Source organism: Streptomyces sp. G7(2002) (assembly GCF_028870195.1).
GTDB lineage: Bacteria > Actinomycetota > Actinomycetes > Streptomycetales > Streptomycetaceae > Streptomyces > Streptomyces nigrescens.
Genome location: NZ_CP102609.1, coordinates 2199268 through 2224957, shown reverse-complemented (window position 1 = coordinate 2224957; position 25690 = coordinate 2199268). Strand labels below are relative to the sequence as shown.

At 67.9% G+C, this 25690-nt stretch carries 28 protein-coding genes; 19 read left to right on the top strand and 9 right to left on the bottom strand.

Annotation, left to right across the window (positions count from 1 at the left end; translation table 11 throughout):
• The first annotated feature begins 7 nt into the window (after positions 1-7).
• The 6 genes from NUT86_RS08955 to NUT86_RS08930 all read left to right on the top strand — a co-directional run bounded on the left by NUT86_RS08955 (position 8) and on the right by NUT86_RS08930 (position 7402).
• A complete protein-coding gene (locus NUT86_RS08955; RefSeq protein ID WP_274734641.1) occupies positions 8-1057 on the top strand; it encodes a hypothetical protein in 1050 nt (349 codons plus the stop codon).
• 69 nt (positions 1058-1126) lie between these two features.
• On the top strand, positions 1127-2932 hold the full coding sequence (locus tag NUT86_RS08950; RefSeq protein WP_274734639.1) for a glycoside hydrolase family 15 protein: 1806 nt from the start codon (positions 1127-1129) through the stop codon (positions 2930-2932).
• 21 nt (positions 2933-2953) lie between these two features.
• Complete coding sequence (locus NUT86_RS08945) at positions 2954-3148, top strand: hypothetical protein (protein WP_274734637.1); 195 nt, start codon at positions 2954-2956, stop codon at positions 3146-3148.
• A gap of 204 nt (positions 3149-3352) precedes the next feature.
• Complete coding sequence (locus NUT86_RS08940; RefSeq protein WP_274734635.1) at positions 3353-4411, top strand: hypothetical protein; 1059 nt, start codon at positions 3353-3355, stop codon at positions 4409-4411.
• The gene (locus NUT86_RS08935) at positions 4353-5978 is read left to right on the top strand and encodes an amino acid permease (protein WP_446750755.1); all 1626 of its coding nucleotides are present in this window, start codon (positions 4353-4355) and stop codon (positions 5976-5978) included. Before NUT86_RS08940 ends, NUT86_RS08935 begins: the two co-directional genes overlap by 59 nt.
• Positions 5975-7402: a glutamine synthetase family protein gene (locus NUT86_RS08930; protein WP_274734632.1), complete on the top strand. Its 1428-nt coding sequence runs from the start codon at positions 5975-5977 to the stop codon at positions 7400-7402. The genes NUT86_RS08935 and NUT86_RS08930 overlap by 4 nt, the downstream gene beginning before the upstream one ends.
• Positions 7403-7488: 86 nt before the next feature.
• Here the strand turns inward: NUT86_RS08930 and NUT86_RS08925 are convergent, their stop codons facing one another.
• Complete coding sequence (locus NUT86_RS08925; RefSeq protein WP_274734630.1) at positions 7489-7896, bottom strand: acyl-CoA thioesterase; 408 nt, start codon at positions 7894-7896, stop codon at positions 7489-7491.
• Between the two features lie 112 nt (positions 7897-8008).
• The gene (locus NUT86_RS08920) at positions 8009-9451 is read right to left on the bottom strand and encodes a helix-turn-helix transcriptional regulator (RefSeq protein ID WP_274734628.1); all 1443 of its coding nucleotides are present in this window, start codon (positions 9449-9451) and stop codon (positions 8009-8011) included.
• 1288 nt (positions 9452-10739) lie between these two features.
• On the opposite strand from NUT86_RS08920, the gene NUT86_RS08915 reads away from it, so the two are divergent.
• The 9 genes from NUT86_RS08915 to NUT86_RS08875 all read left to right on the top strand — a co-directional run bounded on the left by NUT86_RS08915 (position 10740) and on the right by NUT86_RS08875 (position 18016).
• Positions 10740-11759, top strand: a complete 1020-nt coding sequence (locus NUT86_RS08915; protein WP_274734626.1) for a hypothetical protein — start codon at positions 10740-10742, stop codon at positions 11757-11759.
• The gene (locus tag NUT86_RS08910; protein ID WP_274734624.1) at positions 11759-12544 is read left to right on the top strand and encodes an ATP-binding protein; all 786 of its coding nucleotides are present in this window, start codon (positions 11759-11761) and stop codon (positions 12542-12544) included. The genes NUT86_RS08915 and NUT86_RS08910 overlap by 1 nt, the downstream gene beginning before the upstream one ends.
• A gap of 96 nt (positions 12545-12640) precedes the next feature.
• A complete protein-coding gene (locus NUT86_RS08905; protein WP_274734622.1) occupies positions 12641-13237 on the top strand; it encodes a WhiB family transcriptional regulator in 597 nt (198 codons plus the stop codon).
• Entirely contained in the window at positions 13234-14256 is a 1023-nt protein-coding gene (locus NUT86_RS08900; RefSeq protein WP_274734621.1) for a DUF2637 domain-containing protein, read from the top strand. The genes NUT86_RS08905 and NUT86_RS08900 overlap by 4 nt, the downstream gene beginning before the upstream one ends.
• A gap of 101 nt (positions 14257-14357) precedes the next feature.
• Positions 14358-14582, top strand: a complete 225-nt coding sequence (locus NUT86_RS08895) for a hypothetical protein (protein WP_274734619.1) — start codon at positions 14358-14360, stop codon at positions 14580-14582.
• Positions 14583-14851: 269 nt separating this feature from the next.
• Complete coding sequence (locus NUT86_RS08890) at positions 14852-15202, top strand: plasmid mobilization protein (RefSeq protein WP_274734618.1); 351 nt, start codon at positions 14852-14854, stop codon at positions 15200-15202.
• A gap of 2 nt (positions 15203-15204) precedes the next feature.
• A complete protein-coding gene (locus tag NUT86_RS08885; RefSeq protein ID WP_274740422.1) occupies positions 15205-16953 on the top strand; it encodes a relaxase/mobilization nuclease domain-containing protein in 1749 nt (582 codons plus the stop codon).
• Positions 16954-17014: 61 nt separating this feature from the next.
• Complete coding sequence (locus tag NUT86_RS08880; RefSeq protein ID WP_274734617.1) at positions 17015-17434, top strand: hypothetical protein; 420 nt, start codon at positions 17015-17017, stop codon at positions 17432-17434.
• Between the two features lie 204 nt (positions 17435-17638).
• Positions 17639-18016: a DUF6193 family natural product biosynthesis protein gene (locus tag NUT86_RS08875; RefSeq protein ID WP_274734616.1), complete on the top strand. Its 378-nt coding sequence runs from the start codon at positions 17639-17641 to the stop codon at positions 18014-18016.
• A gap of 83 nt (positions 18017-18099) precedes the next feature.
• Here the strand turns inward: NUT86_RS08875 and NUT86_RS08870 are convergent, their stop codons facing one another.
• On the bottom strand, positions 18100-18405 hold the full coding sequence (locus NUT86_RS08870) for an esterase (RefSeq protein ID WP_274734615.1): 306 nt from the start codon (positions 18403-18405) through the stop codon (positions 18100-18102).
• Between the two features lie 110 nt (positions 18406-18515).
• Positions 18516-18782, bottom strand: coding sequence for a hypothetical protein (locus NUT86_RS08865; protein WP_274734613.1), 267 nt, complete (start codon positions 18780-18782; stop codon positions 18516-18518).
• A 206-nt stretch (positions 18783-18988) separates the two neighbouring features.
• Between NUT86_RS08865 and NUT86_RS08860 the strand changes: the two genes are divergently transcribed.
• From NUT86_RS08860 to NUT86_RS08845, 4 genes are all read left to right on the top strand, one after another.
• A complete protein-coding gene (locus NUT86_RS08860; protein ID WP_274734611.1) occupies positions 18989-19177 on the top strand; it encodes a hypothetical protein in 189 nt (62 codons plus the stop codon).
• A gap of 98 nt (positions 19178-19275) precedes the next feature.
• Complete coding sequence (locus NUT86_RS08855; protein WP_274734610.1) at positions 19276-19566, top strand: hypothetical protein; 291 nt, start codon at positions 19276-19278, stop codon at positions 19564-19566.
• A gap of 702 nt (positions 19567-20268) precedes the next feature.
• Positions 20269-20544 (top strand): DUF397 domain-containing protein, encoded by a 276-nt coding sequence (locus tag NUT86_RS08850; RefSeq protein WP_342456231.1) that lies wholly within the window; start codon positions 20269-20271, stop codon positions 20542-20544.
• Between the two features lie 292 nt (positions 20545-20836).
• On the top strand, positions 20837-21628 hold the full coding sequence (locus tag NUT86_RS08845; RefSeq protein ID WP_274740420.1) for an SAM-dependent methyltransferase: 792 nt from the start codon (positions 20837-20839) through the stop codon (positions 21626-21628).
• A 21-nt stretch (positions 21629-21649) separates the two neighbouring features.
• On the opposite strand, the gene NUT86_RS08840 is transcribed toward NUT86_RS08845, so the two are convergent.
• The 5 genes from NUT86_RS08840 to NUT86_RS08820 form a co-directional block, all read right to left on the bottom strand.
• A complete protein-coding gene (locus NUT86_RS08840) occupies positions 21650-22582 on the bottom strand; it encodes a helix-turn-helix domain-containing protein (protein WP_274734607.1) in 933 nt (310 codons plus the stop codon).
• A 277-nt stretch (positions 22583-22859) separates the two neighbouring features.
• Positions 22860-23087, bottom strand: coding sequence for a hypothetical protein (locus tag NUT86_RS08835; protein WP_274734606.1), 228 nt, complete (start codon positions 23085-23087; stop codon positions 22860-22862).
• A gap of 32 nt (positions 23088-23119) precedes the next feature.
• Entirely contained in the window at positions 23120-23974 is an 855-nt protein-coding gene (locus NUT86_RS08830) for a DUF317 domain-containing protein (protein ID WP_274734604.1), read from the bottom strand.
• A gap of 30 nt (positions 23975-24004) precedes the next feature.
• The gene (locus NUT86_RS08825) at positions 24005-24850 is read right to left on the bottom strand and encodes a DUF317 domain-containing protein (protein ID WP_274734602.1); all 846 of its coding nucleotides are present in this window, start codon (positions 24848-24850) and stop codon (positions 24005-24007) included.
• 96 nt (positions 24851-24946) lie between these two features.
• Positions 24947-25681: a winged helix-turn-helix transcriptional regulator gene (locus tag NUT86_RS08820; protein ID WP_274740418.1), complete on the bottom strand. Its 735-nt coding sequence runs from the start codon at positions 25679-25681 to the stop codon at positions 24947-24949.
• Positions 25682-25690 lie beyond the last annotated feature (9 nt).

Genomic DNA, 25690 nt, shown 5'->3' with positions numbered 1-25690 from the left:
ATGGCGCATGCCCGCGGACCAGCAGTCCGAAATACCGACGGACCGACAGCCGATGGTCTCTGTAGCAGTCCTCGTCGTCGCCGCACCCGACCTCTTGATCGTCACCGATCCCAACCGCCGTGGCTATATCGAACTCCCGGGCAGCCTCACGCACCGCCACGAGACGCCTGAAGCGGCGGCCGAGCGGGTAGTTCGCGACCTGCTTGGCCTCACCCTGCCGACTGGACAGTTGGTTGGCATCGACAGGGTCGAGCATCCCAACAGGTCCGTCATCACCCACATCTTCGCCGCCGGCCCACTGACCCGACGGCAGACCCGCACCCTCAGACTCCACAACACCGGCGACACCGTCCGGCTCCTGTCCACCGCCAACGCCCTGCCCCTCCTGCCACCACGATCCCGGGCGAGAGCCGCCGCCGGGCTCAAAGCCCTCGCGGCAGATACCGTCGCCCACCTCGGCACCGGAGCCATACCGTCCAACAACCGGTCCTCCGCCCGGCCGGCACGGAGGAAGAGAGCCACAGCGGCTCCGGCAATTCGCCAGCCTGCCGTGCTGGTCGAGAGCAGCGCTGTGATCACGGACCGGCAGGATCGGCTCCTCATCGTTCGAGACAACGCCACCGAAGCGTGGCGCCTTCCGGGTGGCGCGGCTGATACCGGCGTCGGCGAAACGCCACGAGAGATCGCGGAGCGCTACGCGCTCCGAGGGCTCGGCCAGTCGATGGCGCTCGACCAGCTGCTCGCCATCGACTGGTGCCGCTTCTCCTCTCGCCCCGTTCAGGTGCACTACTTCTACGGAGCGGAGACGCCCGGCTGCCTCCGCATCGACAGCGTTCTGTGTCCACAGCGCGGCCCCTCGGTACGGAAGTTCATCCCTCCGGCCGCAGTCAGTACGTTCCTCTCGCCGCAGGACACCCGGCGCGTGCACGCCTGCCTCACAGCCCGCGCGGCACAGACCGGGGCCGTCGAACTCTCCGACGGTTACCCCGGATCCCACCTCTCTCTCCCGCAGGTCGGCGCAGGTTGCTCCCGCACCAAATCCATCCAGCAGGCATGAAGCTCCCGCACCTCCTGCACCGCCGCCTGGCTTGCACCAGGCCGGCCCGTACGAAGATCGGAGACATCCATGGCCGGCCTCATCGAGGACTACGGGCTGATAGGCGACACACAGACGGCCGCCCTCGTCGGCAGGAACGGCTCAATCGACTGGGCGTGCCTGCCGCGCTTTGACTCCCCGGCGGTGTTTGCAGGGTTGCTGGGCACGGAGGAGCACGGGTTCTGGCAAATCCGGCCTGAGCACGTCGGCCGGGCCGCGCAGGCGGATCGCCGGCGCTATGTCGGGGACTCTCTGGTGCTGGAGTCGGAGTGGGACACCCCGCGCGGCACGGTCCGCGTGGTCGACTTCATGCCGCCCCGTGATGGTGCGCCGCAGGTGATCCGCATCGTGGAGGGCGTCAGCGGGCGGGTCCCGATGCGTTCGGAGCTGCGGATGCGGTTCTCCTACGGCTGGGTCGTGCCGTGGGTGCACAAGATCGACGACCGTACGGTGGCGGTGGCCGGGCCCGATTCGGTGTGGCTGGACACCGAGGCGGAGACCTACGGCAAGGACCTGACGACCTTCTCCGACTTCACCGTTTCCCCAGGTGAGCGGATCGCGTTCACGATCAGCTGGGAGCCCTCGCACAAGCAGCCGCCGGCCGTCGCCGACCCGGAGGGGTCGCTGGAGGCCACCGAGGAGTTCTGGCGCGAGTGGGTCGAGCACTGCACGTACCACGGCCCCTACCGGGATGCGGTGGTGCGCTCGCTGATCACGCTGAAGGCGCTGACCTACGCGCCGACCGGCGGGATCGTGGCGGCGCCGACGACCTCGCTGCCGGAGTGCCTGGGCGGGGTCCGTAACTGGGACTACCGCTTCACCTGGCTGCGGGACGCGGCGATCACCCTGTCCTCCCTGCTGCGCACCGGCTACCGCGAGGAGGCGCGGGCCTGGCGGGAGTGGCTGCTGCGGGCGGTGGCCGGCGACCCGGACAACCTCCAGATCATGTACGGCATCGCCGGCGAGCGGGAACTCGGCGAGAACGAGCTCCACTGGCTTCCCGGGTACGAGGACTCCCGTCCCGTACGGGTCGGCAACGGCGCCGCGGGACAGCTCCAGCTCGATGTCTACGGCGAGGTCACCGAGGCGCTGCACCTGGCGCACATGACGGGGCTGGCCCGTAACGACTACGCCTCGCTGCTTCAGCTCAAGCTGATCCAGTGGGTGGAGAAGCACTGGGACGAGCCGGACGAGGGCATCTGGGAGGTCCGCGGCCCGCGCCGGCACTTCGTGCACTCCAAGGTCATGACCTGGGTCGCGGTCGACCGCACGGTCAAGCTGATCGAGTCCGGGGATGTCGACGGACCGCTGGAGCGCTGGAAGGACCTGCGCGAGACGATCCACCGGGACGTCTGCGAGAACGGCTACGACAAGGAACGCAACACCTTCACCCAGTCCTACGGCTCGCAGGAGCTGGACGCCTCGCTGCTGCTGATCCCGCAGATGGGATTCCTGCCGCCGGACGACAAGCGCGTCATCGGCACCATCGAGGCGATCCAGCGGGAGCTGTCCACCGAGGACGGCTTCGTGCTGCGCTACCCGACGTCCGGTGCGGATGACCTCGGGGTGGACGGTCTGGAAGGGGAGGAAGGTGCCTTCCTGGCCTGCTCGTTCTGGCTCGCGGACGATCTCGCGATGATCGGCCGGGTGGACGAGGCCCGCAAGCTCTTCGAGAAGCTGCTCTCGCTCCGCAACGATCTGGGCCTGCTCGCGGAGGAGTGGGACCCCAAGGCCCAGCGGCAGGTGGGCAACTTCCCGCAAGCGTTCAGCCATGTTGCTCTGGTTGACGCTGCGCTCCGGCTCGAAGCCCTTTCGCCGGACCTGGCGGTGGCATGACGCCCAAGAGGGTACAGCGCCGTGACACTTCACCTTTCCCTGGTCGTTGCTTTGACCGTGATCGTGTGTCTGCTCGTCCGCAAGGCCGGGCTGAAAATCGGCCACGCCGTGGCAGCCATCTTGCTGGGCTTCTATCTTCAGGGAACCTCGCTCGCTCCCAGCATCAGCCAGTTCGCCCAGGCTGTGATCACGGCGATCAGCAGCCTCCGTCTCTAGGCCGACCGCCCGGATGTACCGGGTTGGCCGGCGCCGCAGGGATACACCGGGCGCGCACGCCCCGAGGCGTACCCAGCGGCCTCACTCAGCCCCACCCTTGCGAGGACTCATGACGCCCCTGACGAACACAGTCCCCGGCCCCGCGATGTGCACCTCGGTCGGACATCAGGTCAAGCCACCCGCAGGCCCCAACGCCTCAGCCGCATGCGAGACGACCTGATGCGCCCGGTGTATCACCCGGCCGGCGGTGACGACGACCTTCGCGTGGCCATGGTCGAACTCCAAGCAGGCCGGTGGAGAGCCGCTCGGAATCTGCTGCTCGCCACCAGCTCGCGTGGGCTCAGAACCTCGCGCACGCAGGTCCTTGCAGTCGCCGCCGCGGGCGCCGACGTCGTAGACGTGTGGCTGGCCGAGGAGCCGGACGCCTACGACCCGCAGGTGATGCGCGCTCGGGTGTTCGTGGAGAGAGCCCTGCGTGCCCACCGCCAACAACACACCGGTGTCGCCGAATTCGAGACGCGGGCCCGGCATGCGGCGCAGATGGCTGCGCAGCGCGCTCCGCAGGATCCGGTCCCCTGGGTGTGCCTGCTGGCCCTAGCTCAGGTCGACAGGAACCAACGCCGGCCCGAACACCGCGTGCGGTCGGCAGAACCGATGCTGCCGCCAGGACCGTGGCAGCTGCTGGACGAGGTGGTCCGACGCGATCCCTACAACCGCGAGGCGTACCACCGGGTCCTGCAATTCCTGCTCTCCCGCAACGCTCCGCCCTCCGCGCAGCTCGCCTCCGTCTTCGACTTCGGGCGCTGGGTGGCGTCCTGGGCACCGGCCGGAACACCCATGCTTCTCCTGCCCGCCTACGCCCAAATCGAGCAGTGCCGCCTACAGAGAGCCGACGGAAGGGTTCATCCCCTGTGGCGGCGACAGTGGGCCGAGGAGCCCATGCACTCGTACTCCCTCGACGCCTTCCACGGCTGGTTCAAGAAGGCCGATCCCGCTATGCGGTCTCTGACCGACCTGAACTACCTGGCCTACGCGCTGTGGGCCGGTCACCAGTACCTGGAGGCGGCCGCGGTGTTCACCGCGATGGAGCCCTACGCGACACGCGAGCCGTGGGCTTCGCTCGAAGAACGGCCACCTGGACCCCACGGCGGTCAGGAATTGATGCTCCGGGCTCGTAGGGAGTCGTTGGCCTACGCGAACAGCCATGTCCCTCCCGCTTCCCCGCGCCAGAGCCCTGCTGGGCACACCAGCCGATTGGCATGAACCTGCTTATCTCGCCTCGACTTCGTCCCTTACCCCTGGAGGTTTCGTGTTCCGCTCAGGACCACCCCGTCACACCGCTCGTGTCCGTTCTGACGATGCCTACTTGCGTGAACTCGGCTATGAACCCGTGCTGACGCGCCGGATGGGGTCCTTCGGCAACTTCGCCATCAGCTTCTCCGTGATCTCAGTTCTGTCCGGGTGCATGACCCTGTACGGCTTCGGCCTGACCACGGGCGGCCCGGCCGTCATGATGTGGGGCTGGCTCGCGGTCGGCGTGATGGTGATGTTCGTTGGTGGCGGTCTCGCGGAAGTGACCTCCGCCTACCCGACATCCGGGGCTCTGTACTTCCAGGCCGAGCAGCTCGGCGGCCGCAAATACGGCTGGTACACCGGCTGGCTCAACCTCCTCGGCTTGCTGGGCGCGATTGCCGGCATCGACTACGGGGCCGCGCTGTTCGCCGGCGCCTTCTTGAACCTCCAGTTCGGCTTCGAGCCGACCGAGGGCAAGACCATGGTGATCTACCTAGCCATCCTCGCCCTGCATGCCGGACTGAACCTGTTCGGCGTCCGCCTGGTCAGCATCCTCAACAGCATCAGCGTCTGGTGGCACCTCGCCGGAGTTGCCGTGATCGTCGGCGCTCTGGCCATCGTGCCCGCACACCACCAGGACGCGAGCTTCGTCTTCGGCAAATTCGTCAACGACACCGGCTGGTCTTCCTCGCTGTACGTCGTGCTGGTCGGCCTGCTGCTCGCCCAGTACACCTTCAGCGGTTACGACGCCTCCGCTCACCTGTCGGAGGAGACCACCAACGCCCAGGTGTCCGCCTCACGCGGCATCATCCGGGCGATCGGTTGGTCGTGGGTTGCCGGCTTCGTCCTACTGGCCGGGCTGACCTTCGCCATCCAGGACTACGCAGCAACGCAGGCCACAGCGACCGGGGTTCCGCCCGCCCAGATCTTCCTGGACGCGCTCGGGCCGGCAGGGGCCAAGGCGCTGCTGCTGGTGGTCATCGTCGCCCAGCTCTTCTGCGGAAACGCCGAGACAGCCGCGGCGTCCCGGATGGTGTTCGCCTTCAGCCGGGACGGCGCACTGCCGGGATCGGGCCTGTGGCGGCGGGTGCACTCGCGCACCGGCACCCCGCGGAACGCCGTCTGGCTGGCCGTCGGCGTCGCCGCGCTGCTCGCCGTGCCGAGCCTGTACAGCCCGACGGCTTACGCGGCGATCACCAGCATCAACGTCATCGGCATCACCCCCGCCTACGCCATCCCCATCTACCTGCGGATCAAGCACCGCAACCGCTTTGCACCCGGGCCGTGGAACCTGGGCCGGTGGGGTGTGTCGATCGGCTGTATCGCCGTCGCGTGGGTGGCGTTCGTGACCGTGCTGTTCTGCCTGCCGCAGGCGGCCCCGGTAACCGTCGAGTCCTTCAACTACGCCCCGGTCGCACTGATCGCAGTGCTGTTGCTGGCCTGGCTCTGGTGGCGTGTCGCGGGAGAACGCACCTACGACGTACCGGCCCACCACGTTGACCGCTCCATGGACCGCTTCGACCAGGAGATCGTATGACCCCGCCCCCTGCCGACTCCGGCAACCGATCCGGTCCGCTCCCCACGGCCCCTGGGCAACGGGAGAGCGATGGGCCCGCCAGCCAGCTCACGCTCGACCAGTTGCGCGAGCACGTTGCCGCGGGGCGGGTCGACACCGTGCTGCTGGCCGTCCCGGACCTGCAAGGCCGACTGAAGGGCAAACGCTACGGCGCGCAGCACTTCCTCGACCGCCTCGCCACCGGCAGCGCCGACATGTGCGCCTACGTGCTGGCCACCGACGTCGACATGACCCCCGCGGACGGCTTCGCACTCACCTCGTGGGCCACCGGCTACCAGGACCTGAGGGTCACCCCGGCGATCGAGACGCTGCGCCTCACGCCGTGGATGCCGAAGAGCGCCTTGGTCCTCGGCGACGTCGTCGACCACAACGCCGCCCCAGTCGAAGTGGCCCCGCGCCAGATGCTGCGTCGCCAGCTGACCCGCCTGGCGCGCCACGGGCTGCACGTCAAAGCGGGCCTGGAAACCGAGTTCGTGCTCTACCAGGGCACCTACGAACAGGCCGCCGAACGCGCCTACCAGGAGCTGCGGCCCCTGACCGCCGAGAACCTCGACTACTCCCTGGACCACTCCCCGGCCGCAGACCGGTTCCTCCGCCGACTACAAGCCGCGCTCGCCGGCGCCGGCCTTCCCGTGGAAGCGGTCAAGGCGGAGGGCGCACCCGGCCAAGTAGAGGTCACCTTCCCCTACGGGGAGGCTCTGGCCTCCTGCGACGGACATCTGGCCTTCAAGCACGCCGTGCGCGCCATCGGCAGCCGAGCCGGCCTGGCTCCCACCTTCATGGCAGCGCCGGAGACCGGTGTCGGCAGCGGACTCCATCTGCACATCTCGCTGTGGAAAGACGGCACCAGCGTGATCAGCGACTCCGGCGACGCCCTGTCCACACTGGCCCAGCACGCCATCGCCGGGCTCCTCGATGCCCTCCCGCAGATGGGCGTGCTCTACGCACCGAACATCAACTCCTACAAGCGATACGCGCCCGGCTCTTTCGCGCCCACCACGGCCAGCTGGGGCTACGACAACCGCACCTGCGCCATCCGCGTCGTCGGCCACGGCGAAGGCCGACGACTGGAAGTCCGCGTCCCAGGGGCGGACGCCAACCCCTACCTCGCACTGACCGCAGCCGTCGCAGCGATCAACCACGGAATCGAGCATGGCCTCAAGCCCGGCCCCGCTGAGACCAGCAACGCCTACCGCGAAGGAACCACACCTCTACCAAGGACCCTGCACCAGGCAATGATCGCCTTCCGGCACAGCCCCACCGTGCGCGAAGCCCTCGGCACCGACGTCGTCGAGCACTACACCCACCTCGCCCAACTGGAACGCGACCACCACCACCGCATCGTCACCGACGCGGAGCGCCGCCGGTGGCTCGCTCGGGCCTGACCGCATCGGGCGGGGGTGGGCCGCTGACGGCGGCGGATCGCGGAATTCTGGGGCGGACGTTGCGTCAGCCGCTCAGGTCGACCGGCTCAGTGCTTGGTATAGCGAGCGACGAAAGCCCGTTCCGTCTCAGAGAGGCGCCGCGGAGACCCCGTGTCGAGGTTATAGGCGACAATCTTGGTGGTGGCTTCGACATACAGTTGCTCGGCATCCTTGATCGCGTAGGCGAGTTCAAAGGTGGCGGCGGATGCCTTGGTGACCCAGACGTGCACATCGACGGGTTCGGGCCCGTAGAACAGTGGGGCGCGGTAGTCGATGATGGTTTGGCTCACGACGAAGGCGTTTGAGCGGCGCCCTTCTTCGTTCGTGGCGACGACTTCTTGGAACATACGCGTGCGGGCTTCCTCCATGTAGCGGAGGAATTGCGCGTTGTTGACGTGACCGTAGGCATCGGCGTCGCTCCAGCGCAGCGGGCAGGCATAGGTGTACTGGTGCACGGGATTGGATCTTTCTTCAGACTTCAGAATGGAAGAGCTGGCCATAGAGCATCAGGGCAGGCGAATCGGTGCAGACCAGCACGCCTTTCCCTACCCGGCCTTTGCCTGGGAATCACGAGACGAGTTCGGCTTGCACTTCGCGGGCTATGCCTCGGGGAGTACGCAGCGCTGGACTGTGCCCGTCCAGGTCCCGCTGGATTTCGCGCAAGAGACTTTGCTGCTGGTCGAGTTCGTAGAGGAGCTGTTGGACTCGGTCCGCGGCAGCCTCGGGGGCAGCCGGCAAGGCGATCCGCGTGAGGCTCTTCAACTCGGCTCGTGCGTCACCGTGTATTGCGGCGGGCGGAACGCGGGCGATCAGTGTGGAGGGCGATACTTGCGAGACGCCCCATTCACCGGGTGCTTCCTCAACTGCCCAGACCACATTGCGAGTCGATGGCGACAGAGTCAGCTGGGAGGCTGGCCCCATGAGGCGGCTGAGCGCGGGCAGGGAAATTCCGTCCTTGCCGGCCTTGGCCGCGGCCTTCTCTGCGCTTTCGACCACCAGACGCGCAGTGTGGAGGTCCATGTCGCGGAGGCGATCGGCTTCCGCGATGCGTGCTTGGGCACGGCTGCGTTCATGAGCCGTGTTGTGTGTTTCCTCTGCCCATGCGTTGCGTGGGCCGCCCAGCGCATCCCGTTGGGCATCCGGTTCCGCTTCCACCCAGGTCATCACAACGAAGCGGCAGTCCGGCATGATCGCCGGGTATGCCACGTGGCTGACGATCTCGATCGTCTTCCAGCCGAGGGTGGGGACGCTGGCGAGGAACACGTGGCCATCGCGATGCTCGACGAGGTCGGCGTCCGCGTCCCAGATCTTCTGGATCTCGGGATTCTTCTTAACGTCCGCGATCAGTTCCTGAAGATCAGTGTCACCGCCGTGGGTGGTCAGCGCGAAGCGCAGCATCCGGACGAAAACCGCGGCGTGCTTGTGCCAGTCGTGGTAGGTGGCACGCCCTTCCGGAGTGGTCAGCGCCCACCTGATGATGTTGGCGCGCGGCTCCATGACCCACGGCCACAGCTCGGCCATGGCCTTGTTGTAGGCGAGGATGTTCCAGTTGCGGTCGGACAGGTAGGTCGGCGAGGGCATCTGGCGGTCGATGAGCAGCCTCAGGGCCGGCCCGAGCTCGGGCCGACCGTCAGCTGTCGAGGCTCGCAGGTAGGTGCCGACGTTGTAGAGCAGTAGGGCGTGGCGTTCGTCGGCGTCCAGCTTCAGCAGGTCTGCCAGGGCATCGCACTGGGGCTGCGAGAACCGCGGGGTCGCGCCGCGCTCGATGTTGCGGTACGTGCGCTCACCGATTCCCAGGGCACGCGCTAGGACGATCTGGTTGACGCCGGCGGCCTTCCGCCACCGCTTCAACATCCCGCCGAAACCCATGTATTGCCCGGCTACTCCGACGGGCGCCGCAGATATGCCCTTCTTGGCAGCCGTGTCGTCACTTTCGGCCCGCCGCCTCGCGGCCATCAGCCTCTCCCTGTCATTGCGTTGGCGTGACAGGAGACACTCGCTTTTGGGCATGCAAAAAAAGGGACAGCGCAGCCGCCGTCCCCCGCCCTTAACGTCTCCCCGCTAAAACCATACGCGGTATTTGAACGATCTTGACCACGTGTGGCGGCAGCCACATACTCGCGAGAATGTGACTGTCAAGTATTAAATTAAGGCTCCCAGTGATCGCGCTCTCGATCGCCAGTGAACCGGACATCCCACCCTCGCGCTTACGTCTGATCTGTGAAACCGGCAAATGTTTGCCGATTTTCGCTGCTGCCCTTCAGTGTTGGTCTAGACCGGCGGTGCAGTCACCTCTTCTGCTCCGCCAGAATTCCGCATATCCCCTAACCTGCAAGGGAGTTGTGCGCTAGGGGTCACCCAGGTGGACCGTCCGTAAGCTCGCGACCTATGCAGCTAAAACGGGCATACGGTCTGCTTTGACGGAGCTTCTCGGTCTTGGCTTAAATCCTTACGACCAGCCGATTCGACAGAGCGTTGCGGCATCAGACACAGGAGGTCACGTGGAGATCAATTTCGGAGTCCGCAGTCCAACTCGAACTCTCCACGCCCCGCATCTGCAGTCGGCCGTCGCCTCCACTGCGAGTTGCAGCGAGCCCTGTAGCTAAGTCTGGATCTTGAGGCCGTCCTTGCGTATGTTCGTCGTCCCTCGCCGGGCACCCCGCTCAGCGACAGACAGCAGGTAGGAAACATATGCGGGGCACATGATCGGGGCGGTTCCGTCAGCCCGTAAGACAGCGACGGCGCCTGAGAGCGGTAACTCCCAGACGCCGGACGCCAAATGGCACTCCTGCCCCGGCAAGGGCTGGAGATTCACCCATCGCCGCACTGGCCCTTTTCCACGAGGCACACCGGTGCGGGTTCACTACGAAGGAGAGTGTTGCATGTCGCTTGCCCTGCGCAAAAGGCCGGAGCGCCCGGCCGGCATGGCAGCCTTCCGCACTTCCTGCTCCCCGGGACGGCTCCAGCAACGTTGGGGGGTGGTCCATGATGCGCCTCTCACCAGCGCTCGCCAGCAGCGCCTGGCCCGCCTGTTTGCGAAAATGGTGCCTGGAGCTTCCGCCCTCCGCGTTTCGCGGCGACAGCCTGGCCAGAGCTGGTCGAGTTCCTGCGCCCGCGCGTACGACGGCCAGGGGGAGCCCATAGCCCTCAACCGAGCCCAGCGCGTGACGCTCGCCCACTGGGTGATCCGCGCCAACGCTGAGCTGATGGGGGGCGAGGCATACGACCTCAGCCTGACCACCGGGAGCCTGCGGCCCGCCGCCGAGGCGTGCGCTGCCACTGGCAAGGGGTGCTAACCGTGGCCAGGATCCGCACTATCAAGCCCGAAGCCTTCACCAGCGAGTCGCTCGCGGAGGTGAGCGTCCACGCCGAGCGGACGTTCTTCGGCCTCCTCACCCAGGCCGACGATCACGGTCGTTTCCGCGACAACCCGGCCATCGTCGCCGGGCTCCTCTGGCCCCTGCGCGCCGAGCACACTCCGGTCCACGTCGAGGACGACCTGCAACAGCTGGCCGACGCCGGGCTGATCTGCCGGTACACCGGCTGCGACGGCCGCCGATACCTGCACATCGTCACCTGGTTCGACCACCAGAAGATCGATAAGAGGTCGCAGACCCGCATCCCGGCCTGCCCGGACCACCACAGCACGGAGCGCTGCGGGGCCTGCGACGGCACCTGCAGCGTGCCCCACGAGACCTCGACGAATACTCCGCGACGACTCCCGGAGGCTTCGGCGAAGGCTCCCCGAGCCGTCGAGCGGCCATCAAAGACCCCAGTGACGCCTCCATCCGACCTGTCCACGAGCGCGAACGGTGGGCAGGCGACGCTCGACGGCACCCTCGACACCTCCAAGCGAACCGCGAAGAAAACCGCAGGTCAGAAGCGAGTCGGGGAGGCTACCCCGAAGTCTCCCCGAAGCCTCCCCGAGGGTTCGGTGCCTGGATCTAGGATCTTGGATCCTGGATCTTCTAATCCTTCGGGGCGCACGGCGCCCACACCCAGCCCATCTGCTAAGGATCTCGTCGGTGAATACGTCGCCGCCTGCAACCAGCGCCCGCCGGGTGACGTGATCGGCCACCTCGGCCGCATTGCCAAGAAACTCCTGGACGAGGGCATCGCCCCTGAGCACATCCGTGGCGGGCTGCGGCGCTTCGCCGCCAACCCCAAGCACCCCAGCGTGCTGACCAGCATGGTCAACGAGGCCATGAACGCCTCGCCGGCCGGGTTGGTGCGGCCGGAATCGCGGCCTAACCTGCCCGGTCACCGGGCCTGGGCCAATCCCGCTGACCCAGCCGCCGCCTACGCCGAGGAGCTGTGATGCGCGACCACGACGCCCAGCCCGTCGGCGGCATCGCCCGTCGCCTGGCCCACATCCTCACCTCCCGGGGCATCGACCCCAACACTCCGCTCACCGACCCCGCGGAGCCGGTCCCCGCCCTGCAGGCGGCGCAGGCCCGCATCCCGGCCCGCTACCAGGACGCCGTTGCCGACCACCCCGCGGTTGCCGACTGGGTCTGCGAGGTGGCCCAGATGGGACGCCCCGGGCCCAAGGGGGCACCGGGCATCGCCCGGGGCCGCTCGCTGCTGATCGTCGGCACCACCGGCACGGGCAAGACCCACCAGGCATACGGCGCGGTCCGGTCCCTGCTGCTGGCCGGGGTCAGGCTGCGGTGGAAGGCGATCACCGCAGCCGACCTCTACGCGGAGCTGCGGCCTCGGGCGGGCCACGACGGCGAACGGGAGCTGCTGGACCTGGCTCGCTGCCCTCTGCTGATCATCGACGACCTCGGGGCGGCCAAGAGCAGCGAGTGGACCGAGGAGATCACGATGCGGCTGGTCAACCGCCGCTACAACCAGATGCTCCCGACCTTGGTGACCACCAACCTCGGCATGGCCGACCTGCGCCAGCACATCGGCGACCGCGTCGCCTCCCGTCTGACCGAGATGACCGACAAGGTCGTTCTCGACGGCCCCGACCGCAGACGCGCCCTCGCAGCCAAGCGCCGCAGCACCGCTGCCACTGCTGTGCCGTCGACACGCACCGAACACACCGGCCCAGCAGCCTTCAGCGTTCTGACAGCCGCTTCGCGTCTCGCCCGCTAACCGCCTTCTCGCGACCGCCGGTCGCCTCCCGCACGGACAAACCCCCAAGGGCGCATCAGCCTGCCCGAACGCGCCTCGGGGCAACGGAGACACACCATGCACCACACCAAGAACGAGACGCCGCGCACCCTCGGCGATCTGACCTGGTACGACGAAGCCGCCTGCCGCTCCACAGCCCCCCACCAAGTCGATCCGGACGACTTCTTCCCCGAGCCGGACGAGATGGACCGCATCCGCGCCGCCAAGGCCCTGTGCGAACAGTGCCCCGTCTTGAACACCTGCCTCGACGCCGCCCTCGAAAACGGCGACCAAGACGGCATCCGGGGCGGCATGACCGACGAGGAACGAGCCCCGCTGCATCGCAACTTCCGGCGCCGACTCAGCTACGCCCGCGTCAACGCCGTGCTGGTCGGCCAGGACGTCCACCTCACGCATGCCGAGCGCGACGCCGTCGTCTCCGCCGCCTACCTGGACGGCATCCCGGCAGAACAACTCGCCCGGATGCTCAAGATCACGAAGGAGCACGCCCAGAAGCGGTACCGCGAGACCCGCCGTCAGATCCGCGACCGCGCAGTCGATCAGAAGCAGCAGGCGCACAACGGCGAGAAGAAGCCGAAGCCGACGAGCGAGCCTGCGGTGCTCAAGGCGGGCAGGACGAAGCCCTCCCGTGATGACCTCGGGACGGCCGCGTGAACACCCTCGCCGCGATACCCACGCGGATCACTCGGTGGGACCGAGCGGCCATCGTGGCCTTGGGCGGCGCCGGCTGCGCCCTTTCCTACGACGCCCTCCAGCAGATGGCCACCGCCATCCACATCCGCGGACTCCTCACCTACCTCTTTCCCCTGGTCATCGACGGATTCATCGCCTACGGAGTCCGGGCCCTCCTGGTCCTGCGCACCGCTCCGCTCGCCGCCCGCAGCTACGTCTGGATACTGTTCGGCACCGCGACGGCCGCCAGCATCTGGGCCAACGCCCTGCACGCCGTACGCCTCAACCAGCAGCAGCCACAAGGCGAGGGACTCCGGCTCGGCGACATCACCGTCGGAATCCTTTCCACCCTCGCCCCGCTCGCCCTGGCCGGAGCGGTCCACCTCTACATCCTCATCGCCCGGCAAGCCGACGAGCCCGCTGTCCCCGGAGACCCGGACACTGCCGGTGCCCGAGCTGGCCGGGTCACCGCCGCCCTCCCGGACACTCCCGGCGGCCAGGACAAGCCCCGGGAGGCGCCGGTCACCTCCGGACACCTGGTCGAGCTGCCCACACCGGAGGCCAACCGCCCAGCGGTCACCGCCGGTCCGAACATCCGCAAGACGCGTGCCGCAATAGACGCGTCCGGACAACAGGAGAGCCTGGCTGACCCGGAGACGGAGCACGACGACCGAACCGCTGACCTGGGCGGACACCCGGTCAGCAGACCGGCCCCGGTCACCGGCCGCTATCCGGCCGCGCCTCGTGCCAGCCAGCCGGAGACTGCCCCGGTCACCACCGCGGAGACCGAGGACAACCACACACCGGACACGGATCCGGTGACCGAGAAGCTCCTTCCGATCGCCCGCCAGGCGGTCACCGAGGCGGGCAAAACCACCCGTCAGGTAGTCGCCGACGCCATCCGCGGACAGAACCTCCCGCTCGGCAACGACCGGCTGACTGTCCTGATGCACCGGCTCCGCACCGAGGCCCCCACGAAGCCGGTCACCACGACGAGCTGACCGGACACACGGAGCATGGCCGGTGACCCGCCCGACCCACACGCCAGGTCACCGGCCCGCCCGCCCCATCGTCAACTTCTCCACACAGCGGAGGCACCACGATGCGCACCACCCCGGCCACCCACGCCGAGGCCGACGCCTGGATCACCGTGCTGCGCGACTATGGACACCTCCACCGCGCCGAACCCGGCCCCGACGGCAGCTGGACCGTCCAGCGAACCCGGGCAAGCACACCCCGAACCCTGCACCACCCCGTCCTCGCGCTCGACTACGTCGCCGAGGTCCTGCGCGACGTACACGGCCACACCGTGGAGACGCCCCGATGATCCCCTCCGAACCGTCCAGCGCCACCCCTGACCTGCAGCGGGACCACTGCCCGGCACGAGGCCGAGCAAGCTGTACCTTCCGAAACTCCTCCGCAGCCACGGGCAGCGGAGGAGTTTCGCAAGGGCTTGCCCCCGCCCCGGGAGGGACGGGGGAGGTCCGGCACCAGGGGGTGCCGGGCTCTGAGGCTGCGACCGAGGGCGGACCGCAGCCAGAGGGGGAAGCGAACGCGCCCGCTGCACCACGTACGCGTCCTCGCCTGCGCCAGAGCGTGCACCGCGACCAAGTCCGCAGTGTCCGCCTGACCCGAGACGAACTCGACACCGTCACCCGCGCCGCCGAAGCCTCCGGCCTGAAGACCGCCGGCTTCCTTGCCGACGCCGCCGTCGTCGTCGCCCAAGCCCAAGGCGGTTCCAAGGCGTGGCTGTTGGATCAGCGCGGTCGGGTGGAAGAACTCATGGCCGCCAGCGCCCAGCTCGCCCGCGTCGGCAACAACCTCAACCAGATCGCCCGCATCCTCAACTCCGGCGGCCACGTCGCTCACGTGGACGAGGCAGTCGCCCGGGTCCTGCGGGCCGCCGTGCGCGTTGAAGACGCTGCCATCGAGATCGCGCTGCGTTGACGATGGTGCCCGACATCTCCACCGGCAGCCGCACCTACGGACTGCTCAACTACCTCTATGGTCCCGGTCGGCGCGACGAGCACACTGACCCGCACCTGGTCGCCGCCTGGATGCCGGAACTCGCCCCCGACCCCGGACGCGACCCGGCCGCCACGCTCAAACAGCTCACCGACCGACTCGACCTGCCCGTCCTCGCCCTGCCCAAGCACCGACGACCGGCCCGGCACGTATGGCACTGCCCTGTACGCACCGCACCCGGCGACCGCCACCTCACCGACGCCGAATGGGCCGAAGTCGCCCGTCGCATCGTCCACGCCACCGGCATCGCCGAACACGGTGACGACAAGGCATGCCGCTGGATCGCCGTACGGCATGCCGACGACCACATCCATATCGTCGCCACCCTCAAGCGCGAGGACGGGCGCAGCCCCCGTCGCCATGAGGACGGCATCCGCGCCCAGGCCGAATGCCGCAAGATCGAGAAGGAATGGGGCCTGCAGATCCTCAACGAAGGCGACCGCACCGCCGCCCAACGGCCCACCAGTGCCGAACGCTCAAAAGCCGAACGTGCCGGACGCACCGAGACACCCCGCGAGACCCTGCGCGAGCGCGTCCGCCAGGCCCTGGCCGGAGTCGCGAGTGAGGAGGAGTTCTTCCGCCGCCTCGCCGAGGCCGGCCTCCGCGTCGAAAAACGCCTCGCCCCCTCCGGCGATATCCTCGGCTACAAAGTCGCCCTCCCCGGAGACCGCAACCGTCACGGCGAACCGATCTGGTTCCCCGGTTCGAAGCTCGCCCCTGACCTCTCTCTCCCCAAGATCCGCCAGCGCCTCGACGCAGGACTGCCCGACAGTGACGCCTCCGCCGCAGATCGCTCCGGCGAACGAGCCCCACGTCCGGCTCGCGCCCGGCGTGAGGCAGCCCCTGTCGCCGAGCGGGCGGCTTCGGCACTGAGCGGAGAAGACGAGGCTGACGCCGCCGCACAACTGGTCGGCGTCGGAGAACTGCTCGACGCGGTCGCCCAGACCTCGCCGGCCTCGACCCGCAAGGAACTCGGCGAGGCCGCCCGCGCCTTCGAACGCGCCACCCGTTCCCACATCCGCGCCGAACGCGCCGACAACCGAGCCATCCGCTCCGCCGCCCGCGGCATCGTCCGCGCCGGCAATGCCCTCGGTAAGGGCGAGGACGGCGGCGCCACTGCGATGCTTCTGTCCACGATGGTCCTCGTTACCATCGCCGCCGCACGCTGGCACTCCGCCCGTGGCCACGCCCAACAGGCCGCCGCAGCCCAACAGGCTGCCCAGCACCTGCGCGCCGCCTACCGGACCGCTGCCGCCATCCCCATGACGGCCATGCGTGAGCACGGCCGCCGCCTCCCCGAACCCGTTCGCCAGCGACACGTCGGGGCCCTTGAAGCCGTACTGCCCCGGCACGCAGACCACGTCTTGCGTGAACCCGGCTGGGACGCACTGGCCGCCACCCTGGACCAGGCCGAGCGAGCGGGACACAACCCCGACGTCCTGCTCCAGCAGGCCATCGCATGGCGCGAACTGGACACCGCCGACAGCGTCACCGACGTCCTCGTATGGCGACTGCGACGCGTGGGGGACCTGCCCGCCACCACCGACTTGCCCCGCACGCGGACGAGCTCGCGAACGTCCCAGCAGCAACCCCCGGCACCGAAACACAAGACACCCGGCACCACGGCCCGAACGAATCCCAGCGCTCCCCGTGCCCGAGGGACAAGGCGTTGACCAGCAGAGCAAAGGGCTGGACACCGGCAGCCATGCCGGTTATGGCTGGTTGAAGAGAGACATGGAGACGATGCGGATGCTCAGCGAGAACCTTCAGGACCCGAGAACCCTGCTGCCCCAGACGGCATCCGGCGATGACCCGCTGCTGCGGCTCCAGCAGGAGGCACAGCCTGCTGGCGGGAACATCGGTCTGCGCGCCACCACGCACCCCGAGGAAATCGTCATCACCGGGATCACCGTCATGTGCCCCCAGTGCGGCGCCCGCCGCGACTGGATGGTCATCTGCGACCGCAACGAGGTCAGCATCCGCTGCCGCTGTGCACACCAGTGGGTCGAGCGCGAACTGACCCGCGCGGACTACCTGGCGATGGTCGGCGAAGGCATCGGCCAGGACTACCCGAGCCTGGAGGACGCAGCCCAGGCCGCGGGGTACGACGGCACACTGGCCGGCACCTATCTGTCTGATCCCCGTCCGGAGTGAGGCTCTCGACCGCGCCCGCGTATGGCCCGGCCGCGGGGACAGCGGCACTACACCCGCCTGACGTCTCGGAGTCGGCCGCCTGCCCTGCCCACACGGGACGACACGAAACGTGCGCCCTCTGAAGCCGAGGCGTGCCCGGGACGGGGCCAAGAGTTACCACCGCGAGCTGGCCGAAATCTTTCGACGTCGAGCAGAATGCGGGGCATGACGGAGGGCGTGCCAGAGGAAGACATGATCGAAGCCGCATGGCAGAAGCTGCTTACCACCCAACGCGTGGACGGCCAGTTGCTACGCGCCGCCTACGCCGAGCCCCGACTACGGCAACTGTTCCCCTGGGTCGGCATGGCCGAGCTGCACTTCAGCCGGTGCACAGAGCCGCGTTGGACCTGGGACATCCCGTTCATCGCCCCGATGATGGGCGGCGGCTTCATCGTCCGCGGCCCCTCACGGTCCCAGAGCGTCGGCCCCGCCCCAACCGCGGAGGCTGCCATCGCGATGGTGGTCGAACGACTCCCGCCAGACTGCGGTCGCGCCTTCGTCGGCACGCCCGAGGAACTGGCCGAAAAAGAACAGTCGGAGTAGTAGGGGCGGATGCTCCAGAGACCATGAGCCCACTGAGGGCTGCCCCGACGTGGGGCAGCCCTCAGCGGTTGGGATGGATGGCGTCAGGAAGCAGCCAGGTGGTTGGCGAGGTGGAGGGCGTCAGTGGCCACTGTCAGAGCAGCGTGAAGACCGGTGACCTCGTACAGCGTGGGATGGACGATGGGCGTCCAGTCACCGTTGAGGCTGGGCCAGGTGGCGAGTACGACAGTGGTCGCAGCCAGCCCGAGGCGCGCGGTCACGTCCATGCCGCCGTCACGGCCGGGCTTCCAGCTCAGCAGGATCGCGCCGGGCTGGAGCGGCTCAGGGCCCCGGGCGGTGTCCCACATGGCGCGGATCGGCTCGGTGGGGCGTGGGGGGACGGAGCGCAAGAGAGCACCGCGCGCCGACGTGGACATGGGGCGGCGAACAAGATTGCTGAGGTCCAGGTACGGGGCCGGGCCGATCGCCTTCGCCAAGAGGCGCGCAGGGGCGCGGTGGTTCATACGGTCGCCCAGCCGAGCTCGCTGCGGACCGTGGGAGGGAGTACGCCCTCCTGGCCGTTTTCGGCGAGGTACACGGCGCCGTTGGGGCCGGGGACTTCGACGATGCGGCCGATGTAGTGGGCGTATGGCCAGTCCGGGTTGATGGCGAGGTAGGCAGGCAGGTCGGGGTCGACGGTCTGGAGCTGGTGGATCAGTTGGCGGACGGTGATCTTGAACGGAAGCACGGCGGGGGCTTGGAACGGGGCGGTAGCGGTGAGCGTCACGAGCAGCAATCCCTTCGTTGACCTGCGGTTTTCCTCGGCGTCCGTACGTTGACATGGTCTGGGAGGGGGGCTCCAGTCCTGTCCGGCGGTGTGCGTCTGCCGTCGGCGAACTGGCGAGGGGCGGGCTGCTGATGTCCGCGCAAGGGGGAATGAATCGGTCGCCCGCGGGGCTGTTCCGGGGCGACCGATCGCTGTGGGAGGTTGGGTTGGAGAACGAAGAGATCCGTACGTACGCCGAGGAGGTCGAAGATGCGGAGGCTGCGTCCCTGGGCCGGGCCCGTATGGCCGACGGCAGACGGATCGAGCTGACCGTGGACGAGCTGGCGCAGCTGGTCGGCGCCGAAGCCATGGGCGAGCGTGGCACAGGCCGGCGCGGTGCGGCCGGCGTCGTCTAACGACGGGGCGAGCGCACCTCGCGCCTTGGAAGGGTTATCGCAGGCTCTTGGCGCCGTACAGGGTTTCTCTCCACAGTCGGTCAGCCGGAGAGTCGTTCATGTTCGTCTTCCCAAACTTTGAAGAGGAGTTGCGGGTCCGTACCGCTGATCTGCGCGAAACGCAGGATGAAGAGACTGCTGGGGAATCTCTTGCCGGACAGAAAGTCAGCGACGTCACAAGGAGCGAATCCGCCCCTGCGAGCTACCGCTTCAGCCGTCAGGCGTGCCTGCAAGCAGATCTGCTCCAGGACCACTCCTATGTGATGTTGTGTCTGATGCATGCGGACTCCGGGCGGGTGACAAGGAGTGGCCTGGGCGCCGCGTCATGCGGCGCCCAGACCCTCGTTTAGAGCTGTTGGCACGAGCAGCTGTCGGAGCTGTGCCGCTTCAGGTGCAGAGCCAGGAGAGCGAGGGCTGCGACTTCGTCGAGCCAGGATCCGTGCTGCTGGAGCAGCAGCGCATCGGACTGACTTGCCAGGATTCGCAAGCAGGTCTCAAGGCAGGACGTGCACGGTCGCCTCCATGGCTTGCCGCGCGGTCGGGCATGGCGTGGTTTACGTCGCCGTCGACGGGGGGAAGGCCCCATTGCGTTCTTCTCCTTCGAGGGTTCGTCGGCAGGGACTCCGGCTGAGGTCGCGATCCGTAGGCCGGGTCCTGATGCCGCTCGCCTGAGTAGCTGAGTGCATCTGACGCTAAACGGAACGTGGCGATGCGCTGAGGGCGTTCTTCCGAAGTGAAGCTTTCGAACAGGGCGCTTCTGCAAGTGAGTTGGCCCCCCGCCCTTCTGCGCTGCGGGGCCCTGTAGGTCCGGGGCTCGGAGCCCCTCCACTCTCTTTCCCCTGGTGAGATGGCAGTTTCGGGGCTTTGCAGGCTGCGATTCCCGCCCTGTCAGGGGCGCCGGCCCTTCAGGTGTGCGCAGCGTCGGTGGGGCAACTGGTGGCCCGGAAAAACGCGGCTGTTCGGGTGGCACTTGCACCCGAGGCACCGTCCGAATCCGGACATTGTCGCCTCACTCGCGCATACCCCGCCGGTTGTCCGGTGAGCCTCCCTACATGGAGCTGGAATGCAATTGCATTTTGGCGACGGGGAGTTCGTCCACCACAGGGGGTAGCTCGATGGAGAAGCTGACAGATGCGGCGCAGGTGCCCAGTGCCGCCTGGCGGAAGAGTTCGCACAGTCTTCCCCAGGGGTCGTGTGTCGAGGTGGCGCAGCCGCCGGGAGGGGTAGTCCTCTTTCGTGACTCGAAGATCCAAGGCGGCCCAGTCGTCGCCGTCTCCAGGGGCGTCGCCACGGCCTTCATCTCGGCAGTGATCGACGGCAGTTTCTGAGGTCAGGTTCGCCAGAGGGTGTACGTGATCAGAGCCGCACGTGGCGTGTGCTTCTGCAACTTAGGGAGTGGATCACGTGCGGCTCGCCGCCCCCAGGCTGACACCTGATCAGTACTTGGCGGGATGCGTCATCACTGGCACATGAGCCATGCAGTCCTCGACATTTCAGGTAACTGGCCGGTAGGCAGGTCAATAATGCAAGTGCATCTCGCCTGGATCCGGGGTAGAGGACAAAAGTGGCATGGGGGTCGCGGTGGGGAATCAGCAAGAGCCCGAACCAGACTGGGCGGACATGAACTTAGGGCAAGACCGGGCCCACAGCGCACGGATGTACGACTACTACCTCGGCGGGAAGACGAACTACGCCGTGGACCGGGAGGCTGCCCGGGAGGTCATGCGGGCCTTCCCTGCGATTGAGACAGTGGCTCGCGTGAACCGCGCCTACATGCACCGGGTCATGCGCTTTCTTGCCGGTCAAGGCGTACGTCAGTTCATCGACGTGGGCACCGGCATCCCGACCGCCCCCAACGTCCACCAGGTGGTGCAAGAAGTTGCTCCGGAGTGCTGCGTCGTCTACGTGGACAACGATCCGATCGTCCTCGTGTACGCGGACTCACTGCTGAGCGGAACCCCTCAAGGGCACACTGCGTATGTGGACGCCGACGCCACTAAGCCTGCGGACGTGCTGGCTGCCGTGAAGGCCGAGGACATCATTGACTTCGAGCGCCCCATAGCTCTGAGCCTCCACGCCTTGCTCCACTTCGTCCCTGACGAGCACGATCCCTACGAACTCGTCGCCACGTTCATGGATGCCCTGCCGGCGGGCTCGTTCCTGAGCCTGACCCACTGCACCGGCGACTTCGCACCGGACCCCTGGCAGGCCATCACCGATACCTACGCCCGCCAGGGCACCTCCGTCCGAGTGCGTTCCCGGACGGAGGTTGCGCGGTTCTTCGACGGTTTGATCCTGGAGGAGCCTGGCGTCACGGTGGGGCACCGTTGGCGCCCGGAGGCTGCCAGCGGCCCGAGTCTCGCGGATGATGCGCAGGCTTCGTTGTATGCGGGTGTGGCCCGCAAGCCGTGACCACGGCCACGGCGGGGCGGCTCAGCGGTAGTACTTGGATCGCAGTAAGTCGTGCAGCTTCTGCGTCGTCTTGCGCGGGTTCAGGCACATGTGCCGGAGTTCATCGAACTTCTTGACCCTCCGGTCCACGGTTTCCTCGTCCTGGATAACCAGCCCGCCGTCAAAGTTCTCGGAGTAGGCGATGGTGGGCAGCAGCGCTTCGGCGAAGTCGAAAATCGTCGTCGGCCCCACCTCCAGCGGCAGGTTGGGCCGGCTCAGCTCAGCGAGCCGCAGCTGATAGCGCGGGTCCTCGTTCAGATCCATCAGGTGCCGGAGCTGCCGGCGCATGATCTGCGCGTTACCGACCGGCCGCCGGAGCGAGGCTTCGTCGATCACGCAGATCAACTCCTTGCCGCGCGCCGCGGCGAACTTGGCTTGGCGCATCTGTCGCAGCTCGGCCAACGCGGCATGGTAACCCTGGTCCGGCCCGCGCTCGATGAGCGCTTGGGCGTACTCAGGGATCTGTACGAGCCCATGAAGATACAGCGGCTCGTAGGACCTGATCCGCTGAGCCATGTCCTCGAAGCTCAAAACGGCCTGCAGGTACGCCGTTGTTATCCCCGACCACGGCTTCCACCACATCGGCCGCTTGCCGATAAGAGCCAGCTCGCGCAGCGGCTCCTGATCCTTCTCATCGACCCTGTACAGCGACAGCAGGCACTCCAAGTCCTGCTCCTTGACCGCGTTGCGCCCGCCCTCGATCCTGCTGACCTTCGACTTCGACCAGCCCAGCGCCGTGGACACGTCCTGCTGCTGTAGCCCCATGCCCTCGCGCTTCTCGCGCAGTTCCCCGCCGAGCCTCATGCACGGCGCCGATGGGGCCAGCTCGTCCCGCAGGAACAGCACTCGATCCCGGGCCTTCTGGCCGCCCTCACCGGTTTCCTCAGCGTCTGACGCCCGCTGGATCACATCCACTCCCTGACTTACGCGCTCTCCGTGATGCATTCGATACTCATGGTGCACGAAGCCTCGTCGGTCAGAAGCAGATTCGCAAGAAAGTCCGATATCGACCATATGGGGGTCTTGAATATGCCCTAGACCTATCTCATCCAGGGTGACCGAACGTGCGGCAAGTGGTCAATACGGCGTGCGGACCGATACCTCGCGGCGTTGCCGGCCAGAACAGCGAGGGGGTGCGGAGGCCCGCGGTGTCGGCGATGACCCGCGGGGCGTCTGCCTCGATCAACGGCGCCTAGGACGGGCGGAGTTCGTTCAGTTCGCAGACAACCTCGCCGCCGCCGACGAGCGCGTCGGAGAAGTTCAGTTCCAAGTCGTCCATGAGGTGGGGCGGGGAGTCGAGCAGGGCATAGACGGCAGCACGCAGGCGGAGACTGAGTCCGACGTCCATGGCCCAGGGGCCGGAGTCGGGCGTCCGGGACGTGCAGCTGTCCGGAGCGTTCGAGAGGTCGGGGTGCGGCATGGGAGGCCCCTTCGAGGAGGCCGCGGAGGAGGTCATCGGCGGCGGGAGGGTGTCGGCAGCGCGGCGCTCGGCCTGCTGGCGGCCATCGCCATCGCCTTCGCCGGAACGTGGGCGAGGGCACGATGACCGGCGGAGCGGGCACGAGCTGCCGTTGCGCGGCGGACGTCGAGCGGAGTTGGCGCCGGTGGGGGCACCGGCGTCACGCGGGCCGCAGTGAGGTTGCGCTTGGGGATCTCGGCCCTATACCGGGACACTGGCGTGGGGTCGGCGAGGGCTGTGGCGGTGGCGGCGATGAGGTGCGAGGGGGTGTGGGTGGTGAACGTCGCGTGCCAGTTGGAGCGGTAGCCGTCGCGTCCGCCGCTGGCGCTCCAGCGGTACTGGTAGCCGGACAGCTCGGCCTGATGATCCAGTGCCCCTCGGACATGGTCCATTTCCGCCAGTCCGTCGGGTGCGACGGAGACGCTGAGGTGTGGCCCTTTGTCGGTGCGCCAGCCGGCCTCGGCGAGCGGCTGGAAGCCTAGGTCCCTGCTGGTACTGCCGTATAGGTACGTGGCGTGGCCTTGCGCGTAGTCGTGGGCGAGGGCGGTGGTGAAGGCGGTGACGAGTTCCGTGGGTGTGCTGTTGTCGAAGGTGGCCAGCCAGCGGGGCGGGCCGAACGGGTCGGAGTGCACCGCAATCTTCCACAGGGTGGTGTCTTCGCCTTCGGGGAGGTAGCCGAGCCGGATGTGCTGTTCGGGCGATGTGACGTAGATGTTCGCCAGTTCGTCGGGGTGGAGGTGGAACCCCTGGTCGAGGAGCGGCTGGAGGGCGGGATCGCCGGTGAAGGTGCTGCCGGCGAGGTAGACCGGGGAAACGTAGAAGTCCCCGTCAGGAGCGTGGGCGGGCATGGCGGTCGGATCTCCGGGTGCGGTGTGGGGTTAGCGCTGACGGCGCGAGCCGGCGATGACGGGCGTGACGGGAGCGGATGCGGCTGGTGCAGGCTGGACTTGGTGTGCCGCGTGGGTGGGCGAACTGCGGGCGAGCGCAGCCGTGCTGCGTGACCGCGCCTGGTCGGGTCGCAGCGGCTGGGTCTTGACCAGGGAGCGGTGGTGGTTGGGGATGAGGAATGCCGTGCGGACTACGGGCCTTGGGTCGGTCAGGGCGTTGGCCGCGGCGGTTATGAGGTGTTCAGGGGTGCCCCGGCTGAAGTACGCCTGCCAGCTCGGCGTAGTGATGGGGTCGGGGCCGGCGGATATCCGCCATGTCGACTTCGCCGGGTCGAGCAGCTCGTCGTACTCGTGGAGCCAGCCGCTGCGTATCCGGAAGGCGGCGTGGCCGTCGGGCGACACCGTGCGGAACGGCCGCGTGCCGCGGACGGCCTCCCACTGATGACTGGTGAGTACGGTGGCGGGCGTGTGCCCGGTGTGGTGTTCGCCGCCGTTGAGGTAGTCGGCGAAGTGGTTGGGCAGCCCGGCGACGAGCGTGTCCGTGAAGGCTGCCACGATCTCTTGGGGGGTGTCGCGGTCGAAGGTGGTGATCCAGTCCGGTACGCCGAGCGGGTCCTCGGCATACGAGATCGTCCAGCCGCCGTAGTGGCTCTCCGCCGCGTTGGCGATGCGCACTCGTTGGCAGGGGCTGGTGTAGTACGTGTCGCAGCCGAAGGCCAGGACCTTGGTCCAGCCTGCTGCGGAATCAAGGGTGTTGAAGACGGCTTGGCCGGGGCCGGGGCCGGCTAGGTAGACGGGGGCGATCAGGACGTCGACATCCGGGTCGGTGGTGGGCATGAGAACAGCTCCGGAGGGGGTGAGCGGGCGCCCGGGCAGCTCGCACGGGAACGTGTGCGGGCACCGATGTGATGGCAGGGTCTGGCGGCATTTCGATCACCTGGTCCGTGCGGGGTGGGAGAGCGCCGTGATGTGTGTCGGGACAGGTGGCTGGGGTGCCGGGGCGTGGGAAAACAACCCCGGGAAGGCGGAGGGGGTTCGCTGTACGGCCGCGTTGGCCCTCGTCGTGCGGGCCGCTGCCGGCTCGGCGGGGGTGCGCTGCACAGCGACGGAGAGAGCCACCGACTCGAAGGCGGCCAGCTCCGTGTAGACCGGCCCGAGTGCCTGGGCGGCCGGCGTCAGGCCGTAAGCGGCACGGAACGAGGGGCCGGTGCGGGTCAGGAGCTGATCCTCCTGGAGCTGCTGGAGGCGGTAATGAAAGGTGCCCGTGGCGAGTCCCGACGCCTTTCGCAGTTCGCCGTGCGGAAGGGGGCCGTGTTCCGAGAGGGCGTGGAGGATTTCGACAGCCCCCTCGCCGCGCAGCTGGCGCAGGGCGTCCTCCGTGCGCTCCGCCTCGGCGACCGCTGGGCCGCTTCCACCGGTGTGTGTGCGGTGCCAGGAAGCGAGCGTGCGGTGCACGCTGTGCGCATTCTGGCCCCAGGGAGAGACTTCGTAGATCCCGTGCCCCGGTCGGTCCAGCAGGCCGTTGGCGTGCATTCGCCGCAGGATCTGCTGCGTGTTCTGGGTGCTGAGCCACGGCAGCGCCGCGGCGATCTTCGTGAAGCGCATCTGGCCGTGCTGCGCGACGGTCCGGAGCGTCCAGGTCGTCCAGCGGGGAGCGAGGCGGTCGATCGCCTTGCT